This is a genomic window from Mesorhizobium sp. M0626 (genome assembly GCF_040320665.1).
GTDB lineage: Bacteria > Pseudomonadota > Alphaproteobacteria > Rhizobiales > Rhizobiaceae > Mesorhizobium.
Window position 1 is genome coordinate 242990 of the sequence record NZ_JAMYQD010000004.1, and the last position, 24827, is coordinate 267816.

The following is a 24827-nucleotide window of genomic DNA, read 5'->3' on the forward strand; positions in this document are numbered from 1 at the left end:
CTCGGCGGACGAATGTGCCCGGCATGACTGCCGCCTCCCCCAACAACCGATCCGACCTGGCCGAGTTGCTCGCCTTCTACGCCTCTGCCGGCGTCGACGAAGCGTTGGAGGACGCGCCGGTGAACCGGTTTGCCGGGGCAGCACCGAAGCGCCCCGAGCGCACAACGGCGCCTGCCGCGCCGCCTCGCGAAAACAAGTTTCCGGAACAAGCCGCCGCCAGCCCCGGGCTGGACGCAAGCCGGGTGCCGGACGCGCCGGCGCGTTCCGTTCCGGCCATGGCGACGGTGCCCGACGAGGCACAGGCGGCCCTGGCCCGGCAAATGGCGGCAAGTGCCTCGACGCTCGACGAACTGCGCCAGCACATGGCGTCGTTCGATGGCTGCAACCTCAAATTCACCGCCAAGAACCTGGTCTTTGCCGACGGCAATCCGGAAGGTTCGGTGATGTTGGTCGGCGAGGCGCCCGGCCGCGACGAGGATATTGAGGGCCTGCCCTTCGTCGGCCGCTCGGGCCGGCTGCTCGACCGCATGCTGGCGGCGATCGGGCTTGACCGGACTTCGGTCTATATCGCCAACGTCATTCCCTGGCGGCCACCCGGCAACCGCACGCCGACGCCGCACGAGACCGAAATCTGCCGTCCCTTCATCGAGCGGCAGATCGAGCTGGTCAATCCGAAGGTGCTGGTCAATCTCGGTGGCCCATCAGCCAAAACCTTGCTCAACACGACCGAGGGCATCCTGCGCCTGCGCGGCAATTGGCGCGTCCACACCACGGCTTCCGGTGTCGCCATTCCGGCGATGCCGACGCTGCATCCGGCCTATCTCTTGCGGACCCCTGCGCACAAGAAGCTGGCCTGGCGGGATTTTCTCGAGGTGAAGGCGAAGTTGCGGGAGGTGGGGTGAAGCGCGCCTCTTCCTTCCACCCTTGTGGGGGAAGGTGGATCGGCGCGCAGCGCCGAGACGGATGAGGGGTGTTCCAGCGGAGTGAGACGTTGGCGTTCCCTGGAACACCCCTCATCCGACCGAGCTTCGCTCGGCCACCTTCTCCCACAGGGGGAGAAGGGAGAACCGCGCCAATGACCTCCCAGGTAATTGAAATACGCCTCTCCCCGGCCTACTCATCCCCCATGACAACAGCCCAAACCTCCGCCGGCAGCCTGATCCGCGAATGGCGCACGCGCCGGCGCATGAGCCAGCTTGATCTCGCAATGGAGGCTGAGATTTCCCAGCGTCATCTCTCCTTCGTCGAAAGCGGCCGCACCGCGCCCTCGCGCGAGATGGTGCTGCATCTGGCCGAGCAGCTTGAGATTCCGCTGCGGCAGCGTAATCAGCTGTTGCTGGCTGCCGGCTTTGCCCCGAGCTTCAGCGAGCGGCCACTCACAGATACGACGCTGGCGCCGGCGCTTGCCGCGGTCGAGAGCGTGCTCAAAGGGCATGAGCCGTTCCCCGCCCTCGCCGTCGACCGGCACTGGAACCTGATTTCCGCCAATGCCGCCATCGGCCCGTTTCTGGCCGATGTTGCCGAGCCGTCGCTGCTCCAGCCGCCGGTCAATGTGCTGCGCCTCAGCCTGCACCCGAACGGCATCGCACCGCGCATCGTCAATCTCGCGGAATGGCGGGCGCATCTGCTGGAGCGGCTGAAACACCAGAACGATGCCGCCGGCGATCCCGTCCTGGTCGAGCTGGAGCGCGAATTGCGAACCTATCCGTCCGGGCTCAAGGGTGCGCGGCCGGTGCCGGTCGAGCCCAACGGCATCGTCCATCCGCTGCGGCTGGCGCATGGCGACCAGGTGCTGTCCTTCATCAGCACCATCACCGTCTTCGGCACGCCGCTTGACGTGACGCTGTCGGAACTGGCGATCGAGTCTTTCTTCCCGGCCGACGAGCAGACGCGAGCGGTGCTGGTGCGGCTGGCGAAGGAACGTGCGGAAGCTAACTGAGCCAACCCCGCGGACCTCCTCACCCCTGTGGTGGCGCTGCCTTGCGCGTTCGGGTGCGTTCCAGGCCGAGTTGACGCTCGCGCCAGATGATGAACATGCCGGCGGCAACGACGATCACACCGCCGACGAGCGTGTTGATGGTGGCGATATCGCCAAAGGCGAAATAGCCGACGACCACGCCGAGGATCATCGAGGTGTATTCGAACGGCGCCACCACCGAAGCTTCGGCATGGCGGTACGCCGCCGTCATCAAAATCTGCGCCAGCCCGCCACAGAACCCTGCTGCGACCAGCAGACCGGCCTGCAGCGGCGTCAGCGCCTGCCAGCCGAAGGGCAGCGTAAGCAGCGCCATGACACTCGCCGTCGCCGAGAACCACAACACGATGGTCGCTGTTCGTTCAGTCTGGACAAGATTGCGCACGAGCAGGATGGCATTGGCGGAGATTGCTGCAGAAACAAGAGCAGCGATGACGCCCAGCACCTCCTGGTCGCCGAGCGCGACGCCCGACGTGAGCAGCGTCAGCTCCGGCCAGGAGATGATCAGCACGCCGACCAGACCGACCGCAACCGCGCTCCAGCGATAGACGCGAATGGCTTCGCCGAGGAATAGCGAGGAGAACACCACCACCAGCAAAGGCTGGGCATAGTTCAGCGTGATCGCCTCAGGCAGCGGCAGCCGGGTCAGCGCAAAGAAGCCGAGCCCCATGGCGCAAACGCCGACGACACCGCGCGCAATGTGGTTCAGCGGGCGTTTGGTGGCGAACGCCGTGCCCAGTTTTCTCTTGAAGGCCAGGAAGGCGATGATCGGGAAGATGGCGAAGAAGGAGCGGAAGAAGACGATCTGGCCGGCCGGCAAAGTGCCGGCGGCCTTGATGCAGGTTTGCATGCCGACAAAGACCGCCACCGACATGACCTTGAGCATGATCCCGGTGAGAACATTAGAGCGCCGCGCGTCGTCTTCGACGCGTAAAGGACGCTCTGACACTTTAAATCTGCGCATCGTGCTTTCCAAAAATCGACATTGATTTTTGGGCCGATGCGCGCCGGGATGATCGGACAGTTTCCCGCCCGCTTCGTCTCCAGGCCCGGCTTTCACTGTTTTGTTGCTTCCCGGATCTCCGCTGAGATGCGCGTCGAACGACGCGGTAAACAGGCGCCCATGCCGAACTTCGATGTGACGACGGTCATCAAGGCCTCACGATAATGGCGGAAGGGGAACGCCCCGAAATAGGCATTGGCGCAGTTTTGTCGAGTGACCGTTTCGTGTAAAGAGCGCGCAACTTTAGATTTAATGGGCCAGGACACGTCAGCGGCTCCGATAGCGACAGGGAAACCCAAGGGAATGCGAACCGATACCGGCCAGGTCTTCAAGCTCGAAGACTACCGCCCCAACGACTTTTCCATCCCGCAAACCGGCCTCACCTTCCGCCTTTCGCCAGACGCAACGCGTGTCACCGCAGTGCTGACGATCGAACGCCGCGATGGCGCCGCCGTCTCGACGTCGCTGGTGCTGGACGGCGACGGGCTGGTGCTCAAGCGCATTGCCATCGACGGTCGCGAGCTTGCCCCGGCCGAGTATCTCGCCACGCCGGACCAGCTGACCATTTTGAGGCCGCCGGCCCGTTTCCAGCTGCTGCTCGAGACCGAGATCGCGCCGGCCAGCAATGAGGCGCTGATGGGCCTCTACCGCTCCAGCAATGTCTATTGCACGCAATGCGAGGCCGAGGGCTTTCGCCGCATCACCTATTTCCTCGACCGCCCCGACATCCTGTCGGTCTATACCGTGCGTATCGAGGCGAGGCTGGACGAAGCGCCGCTGTTGCTTTCCAACGGCAATCCGGTCGAAAGCGGCGCGCTTGCCGACGGCTGGCACTTTGCAGTCTGGGACGACCCTTTCCCCAAGCCGTCCTATCTGTTTGCGCTCGTGGCCGGCAATCTCGGCAAGGTTGCGGACAGTTTCGTCACCATGTCCGGGCGCGAGGTCGAACTCGGCATCTATGTAGAGCCAGGCAAGGAGGGGCTTGCCGGCTACGCCATGGATGCGCTGAAGCGCTCGATGCAATGGGACGAGCAGGCCTTCGGCCGCGAATACGACCTCGACGTCTTCAACATCGTCGCCGTTTCCGACTTCAACATGGGGGCCATGGAGAACAAGGGCCTCAATATCTTCAACGACAAGTATGTGCTGGCCGACCGGGAAACCGCCACCGATGCCGATTTCGCCAATATCGAGGCGATCATCGCGCATGAGTATTTCCACAACTGGACCGGCAACAGGATCACCTGCCGCGACTGGTTCCAGCTCTGCCTTAAGGAAGGGCTGACGGTCTTTCGCGACCATGAATTCTCCGCCGACCAGCGCTCGCGCGCGGTCAAGCGCATCGCCGAAGTGCGCACGCTGAGGGCACACCAGTTCCCCGAGGACCAGGGACCGCTGGCGCATCCGGTGCGGCCGCGCCGCTACCGCGAGATCAACAATTTCTACACGGCGACCGTCTACGAAAAAGGCTCGGAAGTCGTGCGCATGATCCGCACGATTCTCGGGGCCGAGGCTTTCCGCGCCGGCATGGATCTCTATTTCGAGCGCCATGACGGCGAGGCCGCGACGATCGAGGACTTCCTGAAGGTGTTCGAGGACGTCTCCGGGCGCGACCTGTCGCAGTTCGCGCTCTGGTATCACCAGGCGGGCACGCCGAACCTGACCGTCAGTTCGACGCACAATCCGGCGACGCGCGAGTTTACGCTTGAGATCGAGCAGTCGGTGCCGCCGACACCGTCGGAGAGCCGCAAGCGCCTGATGCACATTCCGCTCGCCTTTGGCTTGGTCGGCGCCGGCGGTGAGCCGGTCGCCTATGATGGCGTCGAGGGAGCCACCGTCGAGGACGGCGTTATCCACATCCGCAAGCGCCGTCACATGGTGCGCTTCTCAGGCGTCGCCGAGCGGCCGGCGGTGTCGCTGAACCGTGGCTTTTCGGCGCCGATCACGCTTTCGGTCGAGCAGAAGGCCGACGACCAGTTCTTCCTCGCTGGCCATGACAGAGATGCCTTCGCGCGCTGGCAGGCGTTCAACACGCTGCTCACCGATGCGCTGATAGCGGCCTTCCGCCAGATCCTCGGCGGCGCGAAACCGGTTTTCACCGCCAGGCTGACCGGACTTGCCGGCAAGATCGCCGGCGACGAGACGCTGGAGCCTGCCTACCGGGCACTGGCGCTGTCACTTCCCGGCGAGGCCGACATTGCCCGCGACATCGGCACGAACATCGATCCCGACGCCATCTTTGCCGCTCGCCAAGCACTGGCGCTGGCAATCGCGCGCGCCAATCAGCAAACGTTCACCGACCTATACGGCCGCCTCGCCGGCGACGGGCCGTTCAGCCCCGACGCGGCAAGTGCGGGACGCCGCGCGCTGCGCAACATCCTGCTCGACTACCTCTCGCTGCTGCCGAAAGGTGCTGCGCTCGCCGCCCGGCATTTCGAAACCGCGACCAACATGACCGACCGCGCCGCAGCGCTGACCGTCCTTGCGCACCGCCATGACGGTTCGCCGGAGGCGATCAAGGCGCTGGCCGATTTCGAGGCGCGTTATGGCGCCGATCCGCTGGTCATGGACAAATGGTTCCAGATCCAGGCCAGCGTGCCGGGACGCCGGACAGTCGACACGGTACGTGAGCTGACTGGTCACGCAGCTTTCTCGATGGCCAATCCGAACCGGGTGCGCTCGCTGGTCGGCACATTCGCCAGCGCCAACCAGACCGGCTTCCACCGCGCCGATGGCGAAGGCTACCGGTTTTTTACCCAGACCGTACTCGAGGTTGAAAAACGCAATCCGCAAGTGGCGGCCAGGCTGGCGACAGCGCTGCGCTCGTGGCGCTCGCTGGAGCCGGGCAGGCAAGCCAAGGCCAGGGAAGCGCTGCTGGCCATCGCCGGTGCCGAGAACCTGTCGGCGGATTTGCGGGACATTGTGGAGCGAACGCTGGCCTGATCCCTCCCCCTTGAGGGGACGGTGGACAGCCGCCGAAGGCGGATGGACGGGTGGGGTCGTTGCGGCAGTGCGCGACCTCGACCAACTTCGACCGTGATTGAGAGAGTCGAGCGCTTCGCCGAGGACCCCACCCGGCCCTTCGGGCCACCCTCCCCTCAAGGGGGAGGGATTTCAGCGTTATTTCAATCAATTTTTAATGTTTTTCGGCCGCGCCTCTGGACAAGGCGAATCACCTTTGATTCTTTACAGACGATTCGGACGTGCGGTGTTGCCGGATCGTCAAGCGTACGGAAATTCGGGGAGTGCCATTTATGGCCAAGGCGGACGCGTGGGGCGCGCCCGAAGGGACGGCTTTTGAGCGGCGCAAGGCGCGAGGCGACGGCCTCGCCGGCAATACGCGGCTCATCGCTGAACCAGCCTACCGGCGGCTCCTGGCTGCCGAACCCCTTCTGCGCCGTTCGATACCGGCGCTCATCATCATCTTCCTGATCGTCATCGCCGCACTGCGCGTGCTGTCGCTGATGAACGAGCGCGACGAGGCCGAGCGCGACGGCAAGGCGGTGCTGGGTCTCGCCGCCGGCCAGATGGCGAACGCAATCTCGGCCGACCCGACCGCGGCATCCAGCGGTGCAATTGATCTTCTGGAAAGCACGAGCCGCCAGGGCGCCATGGGCAGAAGCCATGTGCTTGTGATCACCGACAGTGCCTTCAAGATCATTGCCGTGTCGCCGCTGTCGACCGGCTGGCAAGGGCGATCGCTGGACAGCCTGGTGCTGGACGGCCAGCCGCTGTTCATGTTCGGCGACCGCGCCGGGGTCATGGATGTCAGCATCGGCGGCCAGGACTGGTACGCGGCGGTGAGCCTGACCCGGGACCGCAAGAACGCCGCCGCCGTGCTGGTGCCGCAGGAAGCGGTGTTCGACAACTGGCGCAAGACCGTCTCGCTCAACGTCACGCTGTTTGTGCTGACAGCCGGCGTGCTGATCATCATCCTCTACGCCTATTTCGGCCAGGCATCGCGCGCCCAGACAGCCGACCGCATCTATCTCGAAGCCCATCAGCGCATCGACATGGCGCTGGTTCGCGGTCGCTGCGGCCTGTGGGACTGGGACATGGTGCGCGGCAAGATGTACTGGTCGCGCTCGATGTACGACATGCTGGGCTACGAGCCCTGCAACTCGATGCTGTCGTTCGGCGAGGTCGACGACATCATCCACCCCGAGGACGGCGACCTGTTCGAGCTGGCCAACAAAATCGTCGAGCGCGAGATCGACCATATCGACCAGGTGTTCCGGATGCGTCACGCCGACGGCCAGTGGGTGTGGATGCGCGCCAGGGCCCAGGTGATCGACCCGGAAGCGCCTGAGATCCAGCTGATCGGCATTGCCGTCGACGTCACCGAGCAGCGGCACCTGGCGCTGCGCTCGGAGGCGGCCGACCTGCGCCTGCGGACCGCGATCGAAAACATCAACGAATCCTTCGTGCTGTGGGATGCCGCCCAGCGCCTGATCATGTGCAATTCCAAATACCAGAAGGACAACGGCCTGTCGGACCGCGACGTCATGCCGGGCGCTGCGCGCGCCGTGCTTGAAGAGCGCATGCTGGCCTTCGCCTCTGAACGGCGGCTGGCCAACACCAACGGGCCGCAAGGGGGCGCAACCTTCGAGCGGCAGCTCTCCGACGGCCGCTGGCTGCAGGTCAACGAACTGAGGACCCGGGACGGCGGCACGGTCTCCGTCGGCTCCGACATCACCCAGATCAAGCTGCACCAGGAAAAGCTGGTCGACAGCGAGCGCCGGCTGATGGCGACCATCCACGACCTCAGCCTCGCCCGCCGGGCCGAGGAAGAGCGCGCCAAGGAACTGGTCGAGCTCAACCGCGAATATATGAAGGAAACCGAGCGCGCCGAGGCCGCCAATCGGGCCAAATCCGAATTCCTAGCCAACATGTCGCACGAGCTGCGCACGCCGCTCAACGCCATCATCGGGTTCTCCGAACTGATGGAACAAGGCCTGTTCGGGCCGCTCGGTTCGCCGCGCTACGAGGAATATGCCAACGACATCAACGGCAGCGGCAAATATCTGCTCGGCGTCATCAACGACATACTCGATATGTCGAAGATCGAAGCCGGCCAATTCTCGGTGGACCGCGAGGAAATCGATCTCTGCCCGCTGATCCGCGAGACGGTGCGGGTGATCTCGCTGCAGGCGGCGGAGAAATCGATCACGGTCGAAACCCGCATCGCCGATACGATGACGCTGTTCGCCGACCGCCGGGCGATCAAGCAGATCGCCATCAATCTGCTGTCGAATGCGGTGAAGTTCACCGGCCAGGGCGGCCATATCTCGGTGCGCGCCCGCAACACGTCAGGCGCGCTGGTGCTGACCATCGAGGACAATGGCTGCGGCATTCCGAAGGAGGCACTGAGCAAGCTTGGCCGCCCCTTCGAACAGGTGCAGAACCAGTTTTCGAAGAACCACGCCGGTTCCGGCCTCGGCCTTGCCATCTCGCGCTCGCTGGCCGAGTTGCAAGGAGGAGCGCTGAAAATCCGCTCGACCGAAGGCGTCGGCACGATCGTGTCGGTGCGCATCCCGGTGAAGAAGGCGCAACCGGCGGTGAAGGCGGCGGCCTGACGGCCCGCCAATGCGAGCGGTGCTCTCCGCTGCGTTCAAGGACTGGGTAGGCGCGGTCATGTAAGGGCTCCGGCGGCTTTCGCCGCCGGAGACATATCGCCACTCACTCCATGCTGTCGTCGCCGCCGTCCCATTGGTGGTGGCGGCCCATGCGGCCGTTCTTTGGCAGTTCGTTGCGCTCGATCTTGCCGTCATTGTTGCGGTCGAGCATCGCGAACACCTTTTTCTCGCGCCCGGTGATGTCGTCCGTGGTCAGCGTGCCGTCGCCCTTGCTGTCGTAGCGGGCAACGATGCGCTTGGCCATTTCCTCGAACCGCGCCTTCTCCAGCGCGTCAGCGAGCTGGGCGACTGTCAGCTTGCCGCCATTATCGGCGACCAGCTTCTTCAGCCGCGCGTTCATGGCGTCGGAAAACTGGTCGAAGCTGATGGTGCCGTTGGAATCCTTCATCGCCTTGTCGAGGCGCATCATGGTGCCCTCGCGCATTCTGGCGCTGGCATTGTTCTCGGCATAGGCGGTGGTGCCGACGGCGCCGGCAAGCGCGATGAAGGCAAGGGCAAGTCCGGTTGTCTTTCTCATGGGTATCTCCTGTTGCATCGTCACCCCCGATGCGATCCGAAACAGCCGCCAACGCTTCACGCCCTCACGACCGTTTCGTACGAAGCAAAAGGTTGAAATCCTTTCTGACCTTTTGCGACGTTTCCTTGAGATGTGCTTCCAGCACACCGAAATCCGGCAGGTCAGTCACCGCCAGAAGCAGATCCGACAATCCCGGCGGAACGTCATCGCGTTCGAATGCGCCGGTGAGGCAAAGCCGCGTCATCTGGGTCAGCGCCAGATAGAGCTGGTAGGCTTCGCAAAGCTGCTGCCTGACGTCGGCCTCGGCGAAATCCGGCGACAGATGCGCCAGGATTTCGCCGGTCGCGGTCACCCTGCGGCCGGCTTCGACCTGCCCGGTTATAACCGCCACCTGCGCGATGAATTCGAGGTCGATGAGGCCGCCGGAGATGAGCTTGATGTCCCAGAGATCGCGCGGCGATTTTTCCTTCTCGATCAGCGCGCGCATCTCGGATGCCTCCGCCCTCACCTTGGCGGCGTCGCGCGGCAAGGCCAGAAGTGCCGCCACCTCGGCCTCGACCTCGGCGCAAAGGGCCGCGTCGCCGCCGATGGCGCGCCCCCGGGCCAGCGCCATGTGCTCCCAGGTCCAGGCCTCCTGGCGCTGGTATTTCTTGAAGGCATCGATGTGGGTGGCCACCGGCCCCTTGTTGCCGGATGGCCGCAAGCGCAGGTCGAGCTCGTAGAGAACGCCTTCGGCGGTCGGCGCCGAGACAGCCGCGATCAGCCGCTGCGTCATCCTGGTATAGTAGTGCGATGGTGCGAGCGGCTTGTCGCCGTCGGACTCGTCGGCATTCGCGTCGTGGTCGTAGAGCAGAATGAGGTCGACGTCGGAGCCGGCGGTGAGCTCGCGGCTGCCGAGTTTGCCCATGCCGAGCAGCGACACGGTGCCGCCGGCGATGCGGCCATGACGCAGCGCGAATTCGGTGGTCACCGCCTGCAATGCGGCGTCGATGGTGAGGTCGGCGAGATCGGAAAAGGCGCGGCCGGCGCGCGCCGGGTCGATCGAGCCGGCGAGCAGCCTGACACCGATCAGGAATTTCTGCTCGGAGGCAAAGATGCGCAAACGGTCGAGCACGTCCTCATAAGCCCGGTCGCCTTCGATGAAAGCGGCCAACCGCGCTGAGAGATAGGCTCGGTTGGGCAGTTCGGCGAGCAGCGCCGGGTCGAGCAGACCGTCGAAGACATGCGGGCGCCTTGTGATGATTGCCGCCAGCCGAGGCGCGGCGCCCATGATCGTCGCCATTAGTTTCAGCAGGGCGGGATTCGACTGCAGCAGCGAAAACAGCTGGATGCCGGCGGGCAGGCCGGCGAGGAATTCGTCGAAGCGAACCAGCGCCTCGTCGGCCCGGCGCGTCTGGCCGAAGGCTTTGAGCAGCGCCGGCGTCAGTTCGGTCAGCCGCTCGCGCGCTTCCGCAGACTGGGTGACGCGGTAGCGGCCGAAATGCCAGCCTCGAATCACGCGGCAGATGTCGCTTGGCCGCTGGAAGCCAAGGCCGTGCAAGGTCTGCAGCGTGTCGGGATCGTCGACATCGCCGGTGAAGACCAGATTGCCGACGCCGGCCGACAATTCAGGCGCGGTCTCGAACAGCGCGGCGTAATGGCGCTCGACCTCATGCAAAGCCGCGCGAAAGGTTTCGGCAAATCTGGCGGCATCGGCAAAGCCCAGCATATGGGCGATGCGTTCCAGCCCTTCATCATCGTCGGGCAGAATATGTGTCTGCTCGTCGGCGACCATCTGGATGGCGTGCTCGACGCGGCGCAGGAACCAGTATTGGCGGGTGAGCGCGCCGCGGGCATCGGCGGTGATCCAGTTGCGAGCCGCCAGCGCCCTCAGCATCGGCACCGTCTCGCGGCCGCGCAGCTCCGGAAAACGGCCGCCGGCGATCAGTTGCTGGGTCTGGACGAAGAACTCGATTTCGCGAATGCCGCCGCGGCCGAGCTTGACGTTGTGTCCTTTGACCGCGATCTCGCCATGACCCTTGTGGGCATGGATCTGGCGCTTGATCGAATGAACGTCGGCGATCGCCGCATAGTCCATGTATTTGCGCCAGACATAGGGCTGCAATTCCCGCAGGAACGCATCCCCGGCATCGAGATCGCCGGCCACGGGACGCGCCTTGATCATGGCGGCGCGCTCCCAGTTCTGGCCGCGCGCCTCATAGTAGCGAAGTGCTGCCTCGACCGGGATCGCCAGCGGCGTCGAGCCTGGATCGGGACGAAGCCTCAAATCGGTGCGGAAGACATAGCCGTGCCCGGTGCGGTCCTGCAGGATGCGGACCAGCCTGCGGGTCAGGCGCGCAAACAGCTCTGTGGCGTCGAGCGGATCGACGATTGCCGGCGCATCCGGATCGAAGAAGACGACGAGGTCGATGTCGGAGGAGAAATTCAGTTCATGCGCGCCAAGCTTGCCCATGCCGAGCACGATCCAGCCGGATTGCCGTGACGGATTTTCGGGATCGGGTAATTTGAGCTTGCCTTGGCTGTGCGCCTCGCGCAGCAGGAAGTCGACCGCCGCGCAGGTGCAGGCATCGGCGAGATTGCTGAGGCGCCTTACCGTCAGCGCGGCATCGGCCTCGCCGGAGAGGTCTGCAAGTGCGATCAGGAAGTGAGCTTCACCCTTCCACTGCCTGAGTTCCATCATCAGGCTGGATTCGGAAACGGTCTCGGCAAAGGCGGCCTTGCCGATCGCTTCGGCGATGGCGAGCAGCCGAGCCTCGACACTGCCATCGAACAGCGCGTCGAGGATTTGCGGCCGGCGGCGCGCGACATCGCGGAGGAAGGGCGAGAGGTCGAAGACGGCAGCGAGAAACTCCTGTGCGGCGCCCTTGCCCCCTAGGAATTTCGCCAGCCGCGGCAGGTTCTCGTCCTTGGCATCGCCAGCGATCTCCGACAGTTCACGCCGGGCGCGGGCCTCATCCAGCGGCGCGAGCTGCGCCGCCAGTTGCAGGCGCCATTCGGTCTCGATCCGTTTCGCAGCCATCCTCACCGCCATCAATGGTCCTCCCGCGCCGGGAAGCTCATGATAACGGACAATCCGGGATTGGCAGGCAGAAGTTCAAGCCGGCCATTGTGAAAAGTCATGATCGCCTTGGCGAGGCTGAGGCCAAGACCGGATCCCGGCTGCGAGCGGCTCTTTTCCAGCCGCACGAAGCGCTCGGTCGCCCTGGCGCGGTCGGCATCGTCGGGGATGCCATGGCCATTGTCGGAAACGGAAAGGCGGATTTCGTGACCGACGCGCTGCAGGGCTACGCGCACGGCAGGCTTTTCCGTCGCATCGGTCGAGTATTTGATGGCGTTGTCGACGATGTTCGACAGTGCCTGGCCGATCAGCTCGCGGTTGCCATCGACGGAAAAATTCCCGTCCGCGGCAGTTTCAAGCACCACGCCAGCCTCCTCCGCCACCGGCTCATAAAGCTCGACAACGTCATGCACCGCGGCGGCGAGATCGACCTTGCTGGTGCTCTCCGAGGAATAGCCGGCCTCCAGCCTGGAGATCATCAGGATGGCGTTGAAGGTTTTTATCAGCTGGTCGGATTCGGCGATGGTGCCTTCCAGCGCCTGCCGGTAGTCGGTGGTCTTGTGCTTGCCCGAAAGTGTGGCCTCGGCGCGGTTGCGCAGTCTGGTCAGCGGCGTCTTCAAATCATGGGCGATGTTGTCGGAGACCTGCTTCAGCCCTTCGTTCAGCGTCGCGATCCTGGCCAGCATGGTGTTGAGGTTTTCCGACAGGCGGTCGAACTCATCGCCGGCGCCGGTCACCGGCAGCCGTCCCGTGAGATCGCCGCCCATAATGCGGCGGCTTGCCTCCGAGACGCTGTCGATGCGCTTCAGCGCGGCGCGGCCGACAAGGAACCAGATCAGCAGCCCGCCCAGGCCCATCATGCCCAGCGCCAGCATCAGGGCGCGGCGGACGACGGCGCGGAAGCGCTCGGGTTCGCCGAGATCGCGGCCGACAAGCATGATCATCTGGTTGGGCAGCCGCAGCACCAGCGCGATGGCGTTGTGGCCCTTCTCGCCCTCGGGCTGAATTTCGGTCTCGCCGGGCTGCGCGCCATTCGGGTCAGAAGCCTGGTTGCGCTGCCGTTCGAGCTCACCTTCGCCGAAACGGCGATAGGAGAAGGGTTCGGTCGTCCAGCCATCGGTCTCGAGCACCCCCGGTGCCAGGCTCTGCACGTTGCCGGTGAGGATCTGGCCGTTGACATCGGCAATGAGATAGAGGTTGGCGCCGGGCTGGCGCGAGCGCTGCTCGACGACGCGCACCAGCCGCGGCAGGCCGCCGCTCTGATAGGCACGGGCGAGGCCGAGCACCTCGTCATTGATGGTCTGCTGGGTCTGGCCGGTCAGCATGCGGGCCGACAACGACGTCATGTAGAAGACCAGCAACACGGCACATAGCGCGAAAAGCAGGAAATAAAGCGCTGAAAGCCGCGCCGCCGTCGTCCTCATGATGGCCGGCAGGGAAAGGGCCATCGAGTTCTAGCTCATGATGAGATTTGGCTGAAATCTCATCATGACCTACCCCTTTGTTGGAGCATGATCTTCTCCAAAAACCGGTACCTACTTTTTGGGATCATGCTCTAGCCGCTCTTCAGCATATAGCCGGCGCCGCGAACCGTATGCAGGATCGGCTTGTCGAAACCCTTCTCGATCTTGCCACGCAGGCGCGAGACGTGAACGTCGATCACGTTGGTCTGCGGATCGAAATGATAGTCCCAGACATTTTCGAGCAGCATGGTGCGCGTCACCACCTGGCCGGCATGGCGCATCAGATATTCGAGCAGGCGGAATTCGCGCGGCTGTAGCGTGATCTCGCGCGCCGCGCGCTTGACCGAATGGGACAGCCGGTCAAGCTCGAGATCGCCGACCCGGTAGACGGTTTCGGCCTCCCTGGCGCTGGCGCGGCGGTTCAGCACCTCGACGCGGGCGAGCAATTCGGAAAAGGCATAGGGCTTGGTCAGATAGTCGTCCCCGCCGGCGCGCAGACCGGTGACGCGGTCATCGACTTCGCCCAGCGCCGACAGGATCAGCACCGGCGTGGTGTTGCCGCGCGAGCGCAGGCCGGCAATGACGGAGAGCCCGTCGCGGCGTGGCATCATGCGGTCGACGACCATCACGTCATAGTCGCCGGCATCGGCCAGCGCAAAGCCGGTTTCGCCGTCGCCGGCGACATGGGCGGTGTGCCCAGCCTCGGCAAAGGCCTTCTGCATATAGTCGGCCGCCTCGCGATCGTCTTCTATGACGAGAATCTTCATAGAGCCGTTATACGCGATTTCGCCGGAAGATTGAGGGGCCGCCATGAGCGCAAAAGCTTTCGTTCAAGCATGTCGTTTTGCCAAAACCGCAGTGCACTTTTGGGCGACATGCTTCGCTGTTAGAGCGGCAGCGGGCGATGGGGGCCCGCTGCCGCCGGGGGCAGAACACGATGACTGACTAACGCGATCGGCCCCTTGCTTCCCGTGCGGCGGCTCGGGGGTGTTGAAACCGCCGCACTGGAAACTGTGTGATGTCAGCCTTTGGCGACTGGCAGCGCGACGAAGCGGTTTGAATCGTCGCGGGTGATCTGCATCAGCACCGCCTTGCGGCCGGACTTGACCGCATCGGCCATCGCCTTGGCGACGTCGTCGGTGCCGTTCACCTCCGTCGAGTTGACCGAGGTGATGACATCGCCGGGCTGGATGCCGCGGTCGGCGGCATCGCTGTCGGGATCGACATCGGTCACCACCAGGCCCTTGCCGTTTTCCGACTTGGTGACGGTGAGGCCGAGATCGGCCAGCGCGGCGGGCTTTGCCGGTGCCGCGGGCTGCTGCGGGTCGGCCGAGGCCTGCTTGTCAGTGGATGGCAACGTGCCGAGATCGACCTTGATGGTCTGGCTCTTGCCGTCGCGCCACACCGTGACGTCGACCGACTTGCCGGGTGGGTAGGCGCCGATCAGACGAGCCAGTTCCTTCGGCGATGCGACGTCCTTGCCTTCGACCTGGGTGATCACGTCACCGGCGGTGATGCCGGCCTTCTTGCCGGGGCCACCGTCCTGGGCGCCCGAAACCAGAGCCCCGTTCTGCGACTTCAGGCCCAGCGATTCGGCGATGTCCGATGTAACCGGCTGGATTTCGACGCCGAGCCAGCCACGCTGCACCGAGCCGCTCTTCATCAGATCCTGCACCACCTGCTTGGCGGTCGAGGCCGGAATGTCGAAGGCGATGCCGACGCTTCCGCCCGACGGCGAGAAGATCGCGGTGTTGATGCCGACGACCTGGCCGTTAAGGTTGAAGGTCGGGCCGCCCGAATTGCCGCGGTTGACCGAAGCGTCTATCTGGATGAAGTCATCATAGGGACCGGCGCCGATATCACGGCCACGGGCCGAGACGATGCCGGCGGTGACGGTGCCGCCGAGGCCGAACGGATTGCCGACGGCCACCACCCAGTCGCCGACGCGAACCTTGGAATCGTCGGCGAAATCGACATAGGTGAACTTGCCGACGCCATCGACCTTGAGCACCGCCAGATCGGTGCGCGGATCGGTGCCGATCAGCTTGGCGTCAAGCTCCTTGCCGTCATTCATCACCACTGTGAAGGCGGAGCCTTCCTCGACGACATGGTTGTTGGTGACGAGATAGCCGTCATCGGAGATGAAGAAGCCAGAACCCTGCGCCACCGGACGCGGCTGGTCGTTGTTATGGTCGCGGTGGCTGAAGCGACGATTGCCGCCGTCATGGCCGTTCTGATCACCAAAGCCGCGGAATTGCTTGAAGAACTGGCGCAGCTGCGGATTGTCGGGCAGGTTGTTCATGCCGTCCGGATCGTCGGACTGGTCGGAGCCGTCATCGGCGGCAGGCTCGATCTTGGCCTTGACCTTGACGCTGACCACGGCCGGCGAAACGCGCTCGACGACATCGGCAAAGCCCGGCACCTGGGGCGCTTCGACCCGCACGGCGTCGGCCAGAACGGGAGCTGTACCAGTGGCAACGGCGCCGAAACCGATGCCGCCGGCAATGGCCAGCGAAGCGGCGGCGGCCAACAGGCGCTTGCGGGTGCGGGAATATGGGTTGGGGGCGATAGTCATGGGTCTCATATCCTCTTTTCACTGGATGCGGCTCAGGCAGAGCATCCTCGGACAAGAGAAATAGAGAGGCGCACATTACGGCGCCATTTCCGGTGCATGAAAGTTTTGTAATGTTGGGCGGTCGCACAAATCGCTTGGTTGCGCTCGCCTGCTGCCCTATGGTGTACACAACTCAGCACAAGGCTTTCACAATGACAGCAAGCACCACCATGACCATTCGAGTCTCGTCCGAGACCAAGCTGAAGCTGGAGCAGATCGCTACCGATACCAGGCGTAGTAAATCGTTCCTCGCCGCCGAGGCGGTCTCAGCCTATGTCGATCGCGAGCTGGATATCATCGAAGGCATAAAACGTGGCATGGCCGACGCAGAGGCTGGCCGTGTCGTGCCCCACGACGACGCCATGGCGGAGCTCGACGCGGTAATCGAAGCAGCGAAAGCCAGGCGCGCAGGCAAGGCGTGAAGCGGTTCGTCACCTGGTCGCGAGAAGCGCTGGACGATCTCACGCAGCAAGTTGCCTTTATCGCTCAGGACAATCCTGCCGCCGCCCGACGCCTCGCGGACCGTATCCGTGAAATGGGCCGGGGCCTTGGTGATATGGCGACGGGCCGACCTGGCCGGGTAACAGGCACTTATGAGAAGCCCATCGGCCGCCTGCCCTACATCATTGCCTATGAATTGCGCCTGATCGCCGGCCGTCAGAGCATTGTTATCCTGCGCGCCATCCACACGTCGCGGGACTGGCCTTTGGAGGAATGGCCGAGCTAGTCGCTCAGCATCTTGTCCAGCGCCGCCTGTTCCTCGGCGCTCAGCGCCTTGGTTGCCAACGAGCGGCGGGAGCGTGTGGTCAGCACAATGTAAATGCCGCCGACTAGAAGCAGAAGCACCGGCGTGCCCCAAAGCAAGGCGTTGCGCGGGCTGAAGCGCGGCTTCAACAGCACGAACTCGCCGTAGCGCGACACGATATAGTCCATCACCTGCTGGTCGGTATCGCCGGCAACCAGGCGCTGGCGCACCAGGATGCGCAGGTCGCGGGCGAGGTCTGCATCGGATTCGTCTATGGACTGGTTCTGGCAGACCATGCAGCGCAGGCCTTCCGACAGTAGCCGCGCCCTCGCCTCGAGCGCCGGATCGGTGAGAACCTCGTCCGGTTTCACCGCTTGCGCCGCGCCGGCAAACAGCAGCGCCAGAAGCAGGGTGAACGAGGCCAACGAGAACCTGGTGCTCACGGCGCGCCTGCCGACGGCATGGAGGCTGCCTGCTTGCGGCGGCGCGAGGGTGCGCCAACCCGCAGGCGACGGTCGAGCAGCGACATTGCGGCTCCCGCCATCATCACCAGAGCTCCGCCCCAGATCAGCGTCACCAGCGGCTTCCACCACAGGCGCACCACGACGGATCCATCGGTGCCTTCATCGCCCAGCGACAGATAGAGCTGGCTGAAGCCGATCGTCTCGATGCCGGATTCGGTCGTCGTCGTCTGCCGCACCGGAAAGAAGCGCTTGGCCGAGGTGATTTCGGCTGAAACGCCGCCATCGGCGCCGATCAGGGAAAAGCGGCCGCGCTGCTCGCTGTAGTTCGGACCCTGCGCCGGGAAGAGGCCGTCGAAACGCAGCGTGTGGCCGGAGAGTTCGACGCTCTCGCCGGCATGCATCGACAGTATCCTTTCGGTGCCGAAGCACAGCGTGCCGACAATGCCGAGCGTCGTCAGCCCGAGGCCGAGATGGGCAAGTGCAGTGCCGAACACCGAACGCGGCAGGCCGGCGAAACGGCGCAGCATGATGGCGTGCGACACATTGCCAAAGCCGGACTTGACGGCGAGGTCGGTGAGCGCGCCGCAGACCAGCCAGCAGGCGAGGCCGACACCAAGGGCGGCGAACACCGACGCGCCGTCGATGAACAGCCCGGTGACCAGCATCGCCAGGAGAGCGGCGCCGAAAGCCGCCATCAGGCGCTGGGCGACGGCATAGAGGTCACCGCGCTTCCAGGCGAGCAATGGTCCGAAAGGAACCACGACCAGCAGCGGCACCATCAGCGGGCCGAATGTCAGGTTGAAGAAGGGGGCGCCGACTGAGATCTTGCCGGCCGAAAGCGCTTCGACCGCCAGCGGATAGAGCGTGCCGACCAGCACGGTGGCCGTGGCCGTGGTCAGGAACAGATTGTTGAGGACAAGCGCGCCTTCGCGCGAGATCGGGTGGAACAGGCCGCCGGCCGTCAGCCGCGAGGCGCGCAGCGCAAACAGGGCCAGCGAGCCGCCGATGAACAGCGTCAAAATGCACAGAATGAAGATGCCGCGGGTCGGATCGGTGGCGAAAGCATGCACCGAGGTCAGCACGCCGGAGCGCACCAGGAAGGTGCCGAGCAGCGACAGCGAGAAGGTGAGGATGGCAAGCAGCAGCGTCCAGATCTTGAGCGCCGAACGCTTCTCCATGACGATCGCCGAATGCAGAAGAGCCGTGCCGGCCAGCCACGGCATAAAGGAGGCGTTTTCGACCGGATCCCAGAACCAGAAGCCGCCCCAGCCGAGCTCGTAGTAGGCCCAGTAGGAGCCCATCGCGATGCCGCCGGTGAGGAACATCCAGGCGACCAGCGTCCACGGCCGCACCCAGCGCGCCCAGGAGGCATCGATGCGGCCTTCGATGAGGGCGGCGACCGAGAAGGAAAAGCAGATAGAGAACCCGACATAGCCGAGATAGAGCAGCGGCGGATGGATGGCGAGGCCAAGATCCTGCAGGACCGGGTTGAGATCGCGGCCCTCGATCGGCGCCGGATTGAGCCGGGTGAACGGATTGGATGTCGCCAGGATGAACAGGAAGAAGGTGGCGCCGATAGCCCCCTGCACGGCCAGCACATTGGCGCGCAGCGTCGCCGGAAGGTTGGAGCCGAAGACAGCGACCAGCGCACCGAAGAAGGTCAGGATCAGCACCCAGAGCAGCATCGAGCCTTCGTGATTGCCCCAGGTTCCGGTGATCTTGTAGATCAGCGGCTGCAGCGAATGCGAGTTTTCCCACACACTCGCCACCGAGAAATCGGAACTTGCATAGGCGCCGGCGAGTGCTGCGAACGATAGCGCCGTGAGCGCGAAGCCTGTGACCGTGACGGGACCGCCGACAGCCATCAGCCTCTGGTTGCCGGTACGAGCGCCGATGATCGGCACCAGCGTCTGCACCAGCGACAGCACAAAGGCGAGGACGAGCGCGAAGTGTCCGGTCTCAACCATTACTGGCTCTTGCTCTCTTGCCACACGCCCTTGGCCTTCAACCCGTCAGCGACTTCCTTGGGCATGTAGCGCTCGTCATGCTTGGCCAGCACGCTGTCGGCGACGAAAACGCCGTCGGCGCCAAAGCTGCCTTCGGTGATGACGCCCTGCTCCTCGCGGAACAGATCGGGCAGGATGCCGGTATAGGTGACCTTGACCGATTTGTGCGTGTCGGTGACCGAGAACGCAACCGTCGCGCCCTGCCCGCGCACGACCGTGCCCTTTTCGACGAGGCCGCCGAGCCTGATGCGCTGTCCCGGCTGCAAGCTGGCGGTGGTCAGATCGGCGGGCATATAGAAATAGGAGGCTTTCTGGCCCAACGCATAGAAGGTCAGCCCGGTGGCGGCGCCGAGGAAGGCCAGACCTCCGACAATCACCGACAATCGCTTCTGCTTGCGCGTCATGTCCTACTCCGTCGCCGTCAGGCCGAGCGAGGCGGCAAAGGCGGTGAATTTCTTCGCTTCCTCACTGTCGGCGCCAAACACGGCGATACCGCGATGCAGCGCGTCGCGCGCCTGGTCGGCCTTGCCCAGCACAACATAGGAACGAATGAGCCGCATCCATCCTTCCTCGTCGCGCGGATTTTGCCGCAATTTTTCGTCGAGGCCGGCGACCATGGTTTCGATCATGGCCTGCCTGTCCTGCGGCGCCATCGACGAGGCGGCATCGACGGCTGCGGCGTCGGGGCCTTTGGCGGGCTCTCCTGACGCGACGCTGCGGTTGGCGGCCTCGGCCAGTGCCCGTTGGACAGCTCCGCGCCATGGCGAATCCTGCGGCAGGGTATCGAGCATTTTCTGCCAAGCCGTGGTTGCCTCGGGTATGCGGCTTTCCTGGGCCAGCGCCATCGCCAAATAGAACGAGGCTTTCGCGTTTCCCGGGTCGAGTTTTAGCGCCTGTTCGAAAGCGGATTGCGCATCGGCCGAAACGATGCCGCCGGCCGCATTGGCGATCGCTTCGCCGAGACCGGCCTCGCGGGCAGCCGTGTCGCCATCGAGGCGGATGGCATTGCGATAGGCGGTCACGGCATCGGGAAAGCGCTGCAGGCGCAGATAGATCGGGGCGAGCACGTCCCAGCCGCGTCCATCGCCAGGGTTGGCGGCAAGATGGGCCTCGGCGCGCGCCACCAACTCGTCGACCGAACTATCGGCCGGATTCTTGGCCAGCCGTTCGGCAAGCGGCTGCGACGGCAGATCCGGCGAGCCGAGCTGGCTGTAAAGGCCCCAGCTGAGCAGAGGGACCGCCAGTACCGCAGCCGTTGCCACCAGCCTTGCCGCCTTTGACGGCTGCCGCGTGCCAGGCGCATCGGCTTGACCGACATTGGCTTGACCAACATCTCCCAGGCGAAGGATGCGGCGGGCGATCTCAGTGCGCGCCTCCTCGGCTTCCGCCGGCTGGATCAGCCCGCGCGCGGCGTCACGCTCAAGCTCGGCCAGTTGGTCGCGATAGACTTCGAGGTCGTGGTCGCTGCTGGTCGGAGCGTCCTTGCCGCCACTGGTCAGCGGCAGCAGCACCGTCAGGCTTGCGCCCAGCGTGAGGATTGCGGCTATGACCCAGAACAGCATGGTTCTTCCAATAGAGCGAGAGCCCTGCTCTCACAACATGAGGGTGCTGCGACGCTTTGACGGGATTCCGACCCCGGCCCAATGTTCAGGTCAGCGGCGTCCAGCTGCCGTCGGCGTTGCGGCATGCGGTGCCCCGCGCGGTCTGGCCGGCCGTGCCGGTAAACACCGTATGGGTGTACTGGCGGCAATCCTGCGAGCCGACGCGGTAGGGCTGGGCCGCGACGACTTCGCCGGAATGAGCCGAACTGTCGCTCTTCCACGTCACCTTCTGGCCGCTCGCCGTATATTCGAGCGCCTTGTATTCCGCCTCGAGCGCCTTGCGCTTCTCGGTGCTGTTCAGGCCGCTGCCGATCGATCCGCCGACGAGCCCGCCGGCCATGGCCGAGATGATCGTCGTCGCGACTTTGGCCCCTGAAGGAGGCGACGCGGGCGGGTTGGTGATGGAGATATCCGGGCCACTGCCCTTGCCCAGCGTTCCGCAGCCGGAAAGAGCGAGCAGTGCGGAAACGAGCGCAACGCGAATCTTCATGCCAACAACCGGTTTTCTTGAACGGGATGCGCTGGGGGCCGCGTCATCGGGGGCGTCAGGACGTCATACTATTGATATTTGTCGGAAATTTGGCCGTTCTTAACGGCTTTTGCGCAATCGAGGGGCCGCCATAACACAGGCATTCGGCCGTGTCGATTGGCCCTGGGCAGTACATCATTGCAAGCTCCGCAAGCGCACAACCGCCTTCAGCCCGCCCATCGTGGAGCGTTCCAGCGCCAGCGCCCCGCCATACTCGTTGACGAGGTCGGCAACGATGGCAAGTCCGAGCCCGGTTCCCGGCTTTGTCTCGTCGAGGCGCCGGCCGCGTTTCAAAACATCGCGGGCCTTGTCCTCGGGGATGCCGGGACCGTCATCCTCGATCGATAGCTCGAACAGGCCGGCTGCGGCCGGCGTGACGGATACGGCAACAGTGCTCCTTGCCCATTTCATCGCATTGTCGAGGAGGTTGCCGACCAGTTCCTCCAAATCCTCGCGCTCGCCAGCAAAGACGATGTCGGCCGCCGGCAGCGTAAGCGACAGGCTGACATCAGGCTTGAGTTTTTGCAGCACGCGCACCATGCGCTGCACCAGCGGGGTCACCGGCGTGCGGTAGACGACGCTGTCGCGCTGCGCGGCGACCCGAGCCCGCTGCAGATAATGGTCGACCTGCTTCTGCATCGAGGCGGCCTGGTCGGCGATGAGCTGGCCCTTGGCGCCGCCGAGCGCCCGGCCCTCGTTGATCAAAACTGCGAGCGGCGTCTTCAGCGAATGGGCGAGGTTGCCGACCTGCGTGCGTGAACGCTCGACGATGCGCTTGTTGTTTTCGATCAGCGCATTGGTCTCGTTGGCGAGCGGCTCGATCTCGGCGGGAAACTGGCCGTCGAGCCGTTGCGCCGTGCCTTCGCGCACCTGGGCAAGCGCGTTGCGAACCCGGCGCAAGGGCTGCAGGCCGAGCAGGATGGCGATCGCATTGATGGCGATCATGCCGACGCCGAACAGGCTGAGATAGGTCAACAGGCGGCCCTGGAAGGTGGCGATCTCGTGCTCGAGCTCGGTCTTGTTGCCCATTACGCGGAAGCGCGCGGCGCGGTTCTTGGCATCGAGGACGAATTCGCTTTCGAACACTTGCAGTTCCTCGTCACCGATGCCGTCGGTGGAATAGCTGCGCTGGAAACTGGAATTGAAAGGCACCTCGGCAACGGTCGGCGACGGGATCGTCGTGGTCATCGAGGACGAATGAAGGTTGCCGTGCACGCCTTCGGAAGCCGGCTCCACCGACCAGTACCAGCCCGAATTCGGCTCCGAGAAGCGCAGGTCGCCAAGGTCGGGAGCACCGGTGAGCTGGCCGGATTCGGAAACGCCGACCGAGCCGATCAGATTGAACAGATGCGCCGACAGCAGGCTGTCGAAGCCGCGCTCGCTGGCCTGGCGGTAGAGCGTGGTGATCAGAGTGAAGATGACGATCAGGGTGAGGATCGCCCAGATCGTGGAAAATCCGATGACGCGGAAGGCCAGCGAGCGCGGCCAGAGCCGCGCCGAAAAAGGCTTCCTTGCTGGTATGGGGAGCGGTTCCGCCTTACGCCTCCGGCTCACGCATGCGATAGCCCATGCCGCGCACGGTTTCGATCATGTCGATGCCCATCTTCTTGCGCAGCCGGCCGACAAAGACCTCGATGGTGTTGGAATCGCGGTCGAAATCCTGGTCGTAGAGATGCTCGACCAGCTCGGTGCGCGACACCACCTCGCCCATATGGTGCATCAGATACGCCAGCAGGCGGAACTCATGCGAGGTCAGCTTCAGCGGCACGCCGTTGACATCGGCCTTGGAGGCCTTGGTGTCGAGGCGCAGCGGCCCGCAAGTGAGCTCGGACGAGGCATGGCCGGCGGCGCGGCGGATCAGCGCCCTCACCCTGGCCAGCACCTCCTCGATGTGGAACGGCTTGGTGACATAGTCGTCGGCGCCGGCATCGATGCCCGACACCTTGTCGCTCCAGCGGTCGCGCGCTGTCAGGATCAGCACCGGCATCTTGCGGCCGTTGCGGCGCCAGCGCTCGACGACGCTGATGCCGTCCATCTGCGGCAGGCCTATGTCGAGCACGACGGCATCGTAGGGCTCGGTGTCGCCGAGGAAATGCCCCTCCTCGCCGTCATAGGAGCGGTCGACGACATAGCCGGCATCGACCAGCGCGTCGGCCAGCTGCCGGTTGAGATCCTTGTCATCTTCTACGACGAGTACGCGCATGATCGGTCAGGCCTGTTGATGGGTCAGATATAGGCCGATTCCGGTGGTCTGGGAAACGACCCTGCAAGGGGGAAGATTGGATCAGTTCGCCGGGACGACGATCTCGGAGCGGCGCGGACGCTGGCCGTCCTTGCCCGGCACAAGCACGACGATGACGCAGACCTCCTGGCCGCCACGCGTCGTCTGCGAAGCCTTGGCCAGCGTGCCGCCATTCTGCTCGGCAACCTGCTGGCCGATCGCGTAGCAATCCGCCGCGGCTGCCGGCGTCGCTTGCGACGCCAACAGGCCGGCCGCTGTGAGCGCCAGTATCGCGGTTCTGACATGAGAGCGAAGCGTTTTCATGGTCGGCGTTGTAACGCAACTGTGCTGAACGTGAAATGAACGGTGAACGGGTGAAAATCCATCCCCGCAATACCCCCTGCGCGCGCAACGAATGAATGCGATCCTACCGCCCAGTCCCTCAGACCGGGCAATGGATTCATAACCGGAAAACCGGCTGCGCGGCTATGGTGTTTGCGCGCAGGTTCTCAATTCGCAGCCAGATTGGGAACAGGTCAAGGCGAGACCATTCTGGGGCCGCCCTAAATAGCGCGGGAAAACGTCAAATCATCGGAGTGCGCCATGACGGATAAACACCTTGCCGACCTTTACCGGGGCTATATCGCTTGCCTGAATGCCCAGGACTGGGCGAAACTTGGAGACTTTGTCGGCGACGAGGTGCAGCACAATGGCGAAATGCTGGGCCTGTCGGGTTATCGCCGTATGCTCGAAGGCGATTTCGAGGCGATTCCCGACCTCCGCTTCAACATCGAACTGCTGGTCTGCCAGCCGCCGCGCGTGGCGGCGCGCCTGCATTTCGACTGTCATCCCAAGGGCGTGCTGTTCGGCCTGCCGGTGAACGGCAAGCGCGTGTCGTTCGCTGAGAATGTTTTCTACGAATTCGGAGAGGGTCGCATCCGCGAGGTGTGGTCAGTCATCGACAAGGCCGAGATCCAGGCGCAGATCTAGGTTGC

Annotated in this window: 22 protein-coding genes; 7 read left to right on the forward strand and 15 right to left on the reverse strand. The window is 64.3% G+C overall.

Going from position 1 to position 24827, the window contains the following annotated elements; translation table 11 throughout:
• The first annotated feature begins 23 nt into the window (after positions 1-23).
• Together NKI37_RS06795 and NKI37_RS06800 are read left to right on the forward strand one after the other, a co-directional pair.
• Complete coding sequence (locus NKI37_RS06795; RefSeq protein WP_023735528.1) at positions 24-902, forward strand: uracil-DNA glycosylase; 879 nt, start codon at positions 24-26, stop codon at positions 900-902.
• 224 nt (positions 903-1126) lie between these two features.
• Positions 1127-1939 (forward strand): helix-turn-helix domain-containing protein, encoded by an 813-nt coding sequence (locus tag NKI37_RS06800; RefSeq protein ID WP_352788130.1) that lies wholly within the window; start codon positions 1127-1129, stop codon positions 1937-1939.
• 19 nt (positions 1940-1958) lie between these two features.
• On the opposite strand, the gene NKI37_RS06805 is transcribed toward NKI37_RS06800, so the two are convergent.
• Positions 1959-2861: a DMT family transporter gene (locus tag NKI37_RS06805; RefSeq protein ID WP_023687251.1), complete on the reverse strand. Its 903-nt coding sequence runs from the start codon at positions 2859-2861 to the stop codon at positions 1959-1961.
• 170 nt (positions 2862-3031) lie between these two features.
• Positions 3032-3244, reverse strand: coding sequence for a hypothetical protein (locus NKI37_RS06810; protein ID WP_155921555.1), 213 nt, complete (start codon positions 3242-3244; stop codon positions 3032-3034).
• A 37-nt stretch (positions 3245-3281) separates the two neighbouring features.
• Here NKI37_RS06810 and pepN point away from each other — a divergent pair, with 37 nt between their 5' ends.
• A complete protein-coding gene (pepN, locus tag NKI37_RS06815) occupies positions 3282-5921 on the forward strand; it encodes an aminopeptidase N (protein WP_352788127.1) in 2640 nt (879 codons plus the stop codon).
• 311 nt (positions 5922-6232) lie between these two features.
• Complete coding sequence (locus tag NKI37_RS06820) at positions 6233-8554, forward strand: PAS domain-containing sensor histidine kinase (protein WP_023670189.1); 2322 nt, start codon at positions 6233-6235, stop codon at positions 8552-8554.
• A 103-nt stretch (positions 8555-8657) separates the two neighbouring features.
• On the opposite strand, the gene NKI37_RS06825 is transcribed toward NKI37_RS06820, so the two are convergent.
• From NKI37_RS06825 to NKI37_RS06845, 5 genes are all read right to left on the reverse strand, one after another.
• Entirely contained in the window at positions 8658-9131 is a 474-nt protein-coding gene (locus NKI37_RS06825) for an EF-hand domain-containing protein (protein WP_023754798.1), read from the reverse strand.
• A 64-nt stretch (positions 9132-9195) separates the two neighbouring features.
• The gene (locus NKI37_RS06830; protein WP_352794393.1) at positions 9196-12162 is read right to left on the reverse strand and encodes a bifunctional [glutamine synthetase] adenylyltransferase/[glutamine synthetase]-adenylyl-L-tyrosine phosphorylase; all 2967 of its coding nucleotides are present in this window, start codon (positions 12160-12162) and stop codon (positions 9196-9198) included.
• Complete coding sequence (locus NKI37_RS06835; RefSeq protein ID WP_023742645.1) at positions 12162-13637, reverse strand: sensor histidine kinase; 1476 nt, start codon at positions 13635-13637, stop codon at positions 12162-12164. Before NKI37_RS06835 ends, NKI37_RS06830 begins: the two co-directional genes overlap by 1 nt.
• Positions 13638-13744: 107 nt before the next feature.
• On the reverse strand, positions 13745-14419 hold the full coding sequence (locus tag NKI37_RS06840; protein ID WP_023670185.1) for a response regulator transcription factor: 675 nt from the start codon (positions 14417-14419) through the stop codon (positions 13745-13747).
• A 254-nt stretch (positions 14420-14673) separates the two neighbouring features.
• Positions 14674-16227, reverse strand: coding sequence for a Do family serine endopeptidase (locus tag NKI37_RS06845; protein ID WP_023702184.1), 1554 nt, complete (start codon positions 16225-16227; stop codon positions 14674-14676).
• Between the two features lie 191 nt (positions 16228-16418).
• On the opposite strand from NKI37_RS06845, the gene NKI37_RS06850 reads away from it, so the two are divergent.
• Together NKI37_RS06850 and NKI37_RS06855 are read left to right on the forward strand one after the other, a co-directional pair.
• Entirely contained in the window at positions 16419-16688 is a 270-nt protein-coding gene (locus tag NKI37_RS06850) for a CopG family ribbon-helix-helix protein (protein ID WP_023684527.1), read from the forward strand.
• A complete protein-coding gene (locus NKI37_RS06855; RefSeq protein ID WP_023670182.1) occupies positions 16685-16993 on the forward strand; it encodes a type II toxin-antitoxin system RelE/ParE family toxin in 309 nt (102 codons plus the stop codon). The genes NKI37_RS06850 and NKI37_RS06855 overlap by 4 nt, the downstream gene beginning before the upstream one ends.
• Here the strand turns inward: NKI37_RS06855 and NKI37_RS06860 are convergent.
• From NKI37_RS06860 to NKI37_RS06895, 8 genes are all read right to left on the reverse strand, one after another.
• Positions 16990-17454: a cytochrome c-type biogenesis protein gene (locus NKI37_RS06860; RefSeq protein ID WP_352788120.1), complete on the reverse strand. Its 465-nt coding sequence runs from the start codon at positions 17452-17454 to the stop codon at positions 16990-16992. The two genes, NKI37_RS06855 and NKI37_RS06860, sit on opposite strands and share 4 nt — an antisense overlap.
• Positions 17451-19442: a heme lyase CcmF/NrfE family subunit gene (locus tag NKI37_RS06865; protein WP_352788117.1), complete on the reverse strand. Its 1992-nt coding sequence runs from the start codon at positions 19440-19442 to the stop codon at positions 17451-17453. The genes NKI37_RS06860 and NKI37_RS06865 overlap by 4 nt, the downstream gene beginning before the upstream one ends.
• On the reverse strand, positions 19442-19885 hold the full coding sequence (ccmE, locus tag NKI37_RS06870; protein WP_352788115.1) for a cytochrome c maturation protein CcmE: 444 nt from the start codon (positions 19883-19885) through the stop codon (positions 19442-19444). The genes NKI37_RS06865 and ccmE overlap by 1 nt, the downstream gene beginning before the upstream one ends.
• 3 nt (positions 19886-19888) lie before the next feature.
• Entirely contained in the window at positions 19889-21043 is a 1155-nt protein-coding gene (gene ccmI, locus NKI37_RS06875; RefSeq protein WP_352788112.1) for a c-type cytochrome biogenesis protein CcmI, read from the reverse strand.
• A gap of 85 nt (positions 21044-21128) precedes the next feature.
• Entirely contained in the window at positions 21129-21572 is a 444-nt protein-coding gene (locus NKI37_RS06880) for an RT0821/Lpp0805 family surface protein (RefSeq protein ID WP_023687241.1), read from the reverse strand.
• A gap of 174 nt (positions 21573-21746) precedes the next feature.
• Complete coding sequence (locus NKI37_RS06885; protein ID WP_023821067.1) at positions 21747-23165, reverse strand: ATP-binding protein; 1419 nt, start codon at positions 23163-23165, stop codon at positions 21747-21749.
• The gene (locus tag NKI37_RS06890; RefSeq protein ID WP_023670175.1) at positions 23149-23814 is read right to left on the reverse strand and encodes a response regulator transcription factor; all 666 of its coding nucleotides are present in this window, start codon (positions 23812-23814) and stop codon (positions 23149-23151) included. The genes NKI37_RS06885 and NKI37_RS06890 overlap by 17 nt, the downstream gene beginning before the upstream one ends.
• Positions 23815-23895: 81 nt before the next feature.
• Positions 23896-24156: a hypothetical protein gene (locus NKI37_RS06895; RefSeq protein WP_023670174.1), complete on the reverse strand. Its 261-nt coding sequence runs from the start codon at positions 24154-24156 to the stop codon at positions 23896-23898.
• Between the two features lie 279 nt (positions 24157-24435).
• Here NKI37_RS06895 and NKI37_RS06900 point away from each other — a divergent pair, with 279 nt between their 5' ends.
• The gene (locus NKI37_RS06900) at positions 24436-24822 is read left to right on the forward strand and encodes an ester cyclase (protein ID WP_023732030.1); all 387 of its coding nucleotides are present in this window, start codon (positions 24436-24438) and stop codon (positions 24820-24822) included.
• The last annotated feature ends 5 nt before the right edge of the window (positions 24823-24827 follow it).

Excerpts from the sequence above, each read along its gene's own strand:
- NKI37_RS06795 (WP_023735528.1), top strand. The coding sequence starts at position 24 with ATGACTGCCGCCTCCCCCAACAACCGATCCGACCTGGCCGAGTTGCTC.
- NKI37_RS06800 (WP_352788130.1), top strand. The coding sequence starts at position 1,127 with ATGACAACAGCCCAAACCTCCGCCGGCAGCCTGATCCGCGAATGGCGC.
- NKI37_RS06805 (WP_023687251.1), bottom strand. The coding sequence starts at position 2,861 with ATGCTCAAGGTCATGTCGGTGGCGGTCTTTGTCGGCATGCAAACCTGC.
- pepN (WP_352788127.1), top strand. The coding sequence starts at position 3,282 with ATGCGAACCGATACCGGCCAGGTCTTCAAGCTCGAAGACTACCGCCCC.
- NKI37_RS06820 (WP_023670189.1), top strand. The coding sequence starts at position 6,233 with ATGGCCAAGGCGGACGCGTGGGGCGCGCCCGAAGGGACGGCTTTTGAG.
- NKI37_RS06825 (WP_023754798.1), bottom strand. The coding sequence starts at position 9,131 with ATGAGAAAGACAACCGGACTTGCCCTTGCCTTCATCGCGCTTGCCGGC.
- NKI37_RS06830 (WP_352794393.1), bottom strand. The coding sequence starts at position 12,162 with ATGGCGGTGAGGATGGCTGCGAAACGGATCGAGACCGAATGGCGCCTG.
- NKI37_RS06835 (WP_023742645.1), bottom strand. The coding sequence starts at position 13,637 with ATGGCCCTTTCCCTGCCGGCCATCATGAGGACGACGGCGGCGCGGCTT.
- NKI37_RS06840 (WP_023670185.1), bottom strand. The coding sequence starts at position 14,419 with ATGAAGATTCTCGTCATAGAAGACGATCGCGAGGCGGCCGACTATATG.
- NKI37_RS06845 (WP_023702184.1), bottom strand. The coding sequence starts at position 16,227 with ATGACTATCGCCCCCAACCCATATTCCCGCACCCGCAAGCGCCTGTTG.
- NKI37_RS06850 (WP_023684527.1), top strand. The coding sequence starts at position 16,419 with ATGACAGCAAGCACCACCATGACCATTCGAGTCTCGTCCGAGACCAAG.
- NKI37_RS06865 (WP_352788117.1), bottom strand. The coding sequence starts at position 19,442 with ATGGTTGAGACCGGACACTTCGCGCTCGTCCTCGCCTTTGTGCTGTCG.
- ccmE (WP_352788115.1), bottom strand. The coding sequence starts at position 19,885 with ATGACGCGCAAGCAGAAGCGATTGTCGGTGATTGTCGGAGGTCTGGCC.
- ccmI (WP_352788112.1), bottom strand. The coding sequence starts at position 21,043 with ATGCTGTTCTGGGTCATAGCCGCAATCCTCACGCTGGGCGCAAGCCTG.
- NKI37_RS06880 (WP_023687241.1), bottom strand. The coding sequence starts at position 21,572 with ATGAAGATTCGCGTTGCGCTCGTTTCCGCACTGCTCGCTCTTTCCGGC.
- NKI37_RS06890 (WP_023670175.1), bottom strand. The coding sequence starts at position 23,814 with ATGCGCGTACTCGTCGTAGAAGATGACAAGGATCTCAACCGGCAGCTG.
- NKI37_RS06895 (WP_023670174.1), bottom strand. The coding sequence starts at position 24,156 with ATGAAAACGCTTCGCTCTCATGTCAGAACCGCGATACTGGCGCTCACA.
- NKI37_RS06900 (WP_023732030.1), top strand. The coding sequence starts at position 24,436 with ATGACGGATAAACACCTTGCCGACCTTTACCGGGGCTATATCGCTTGC.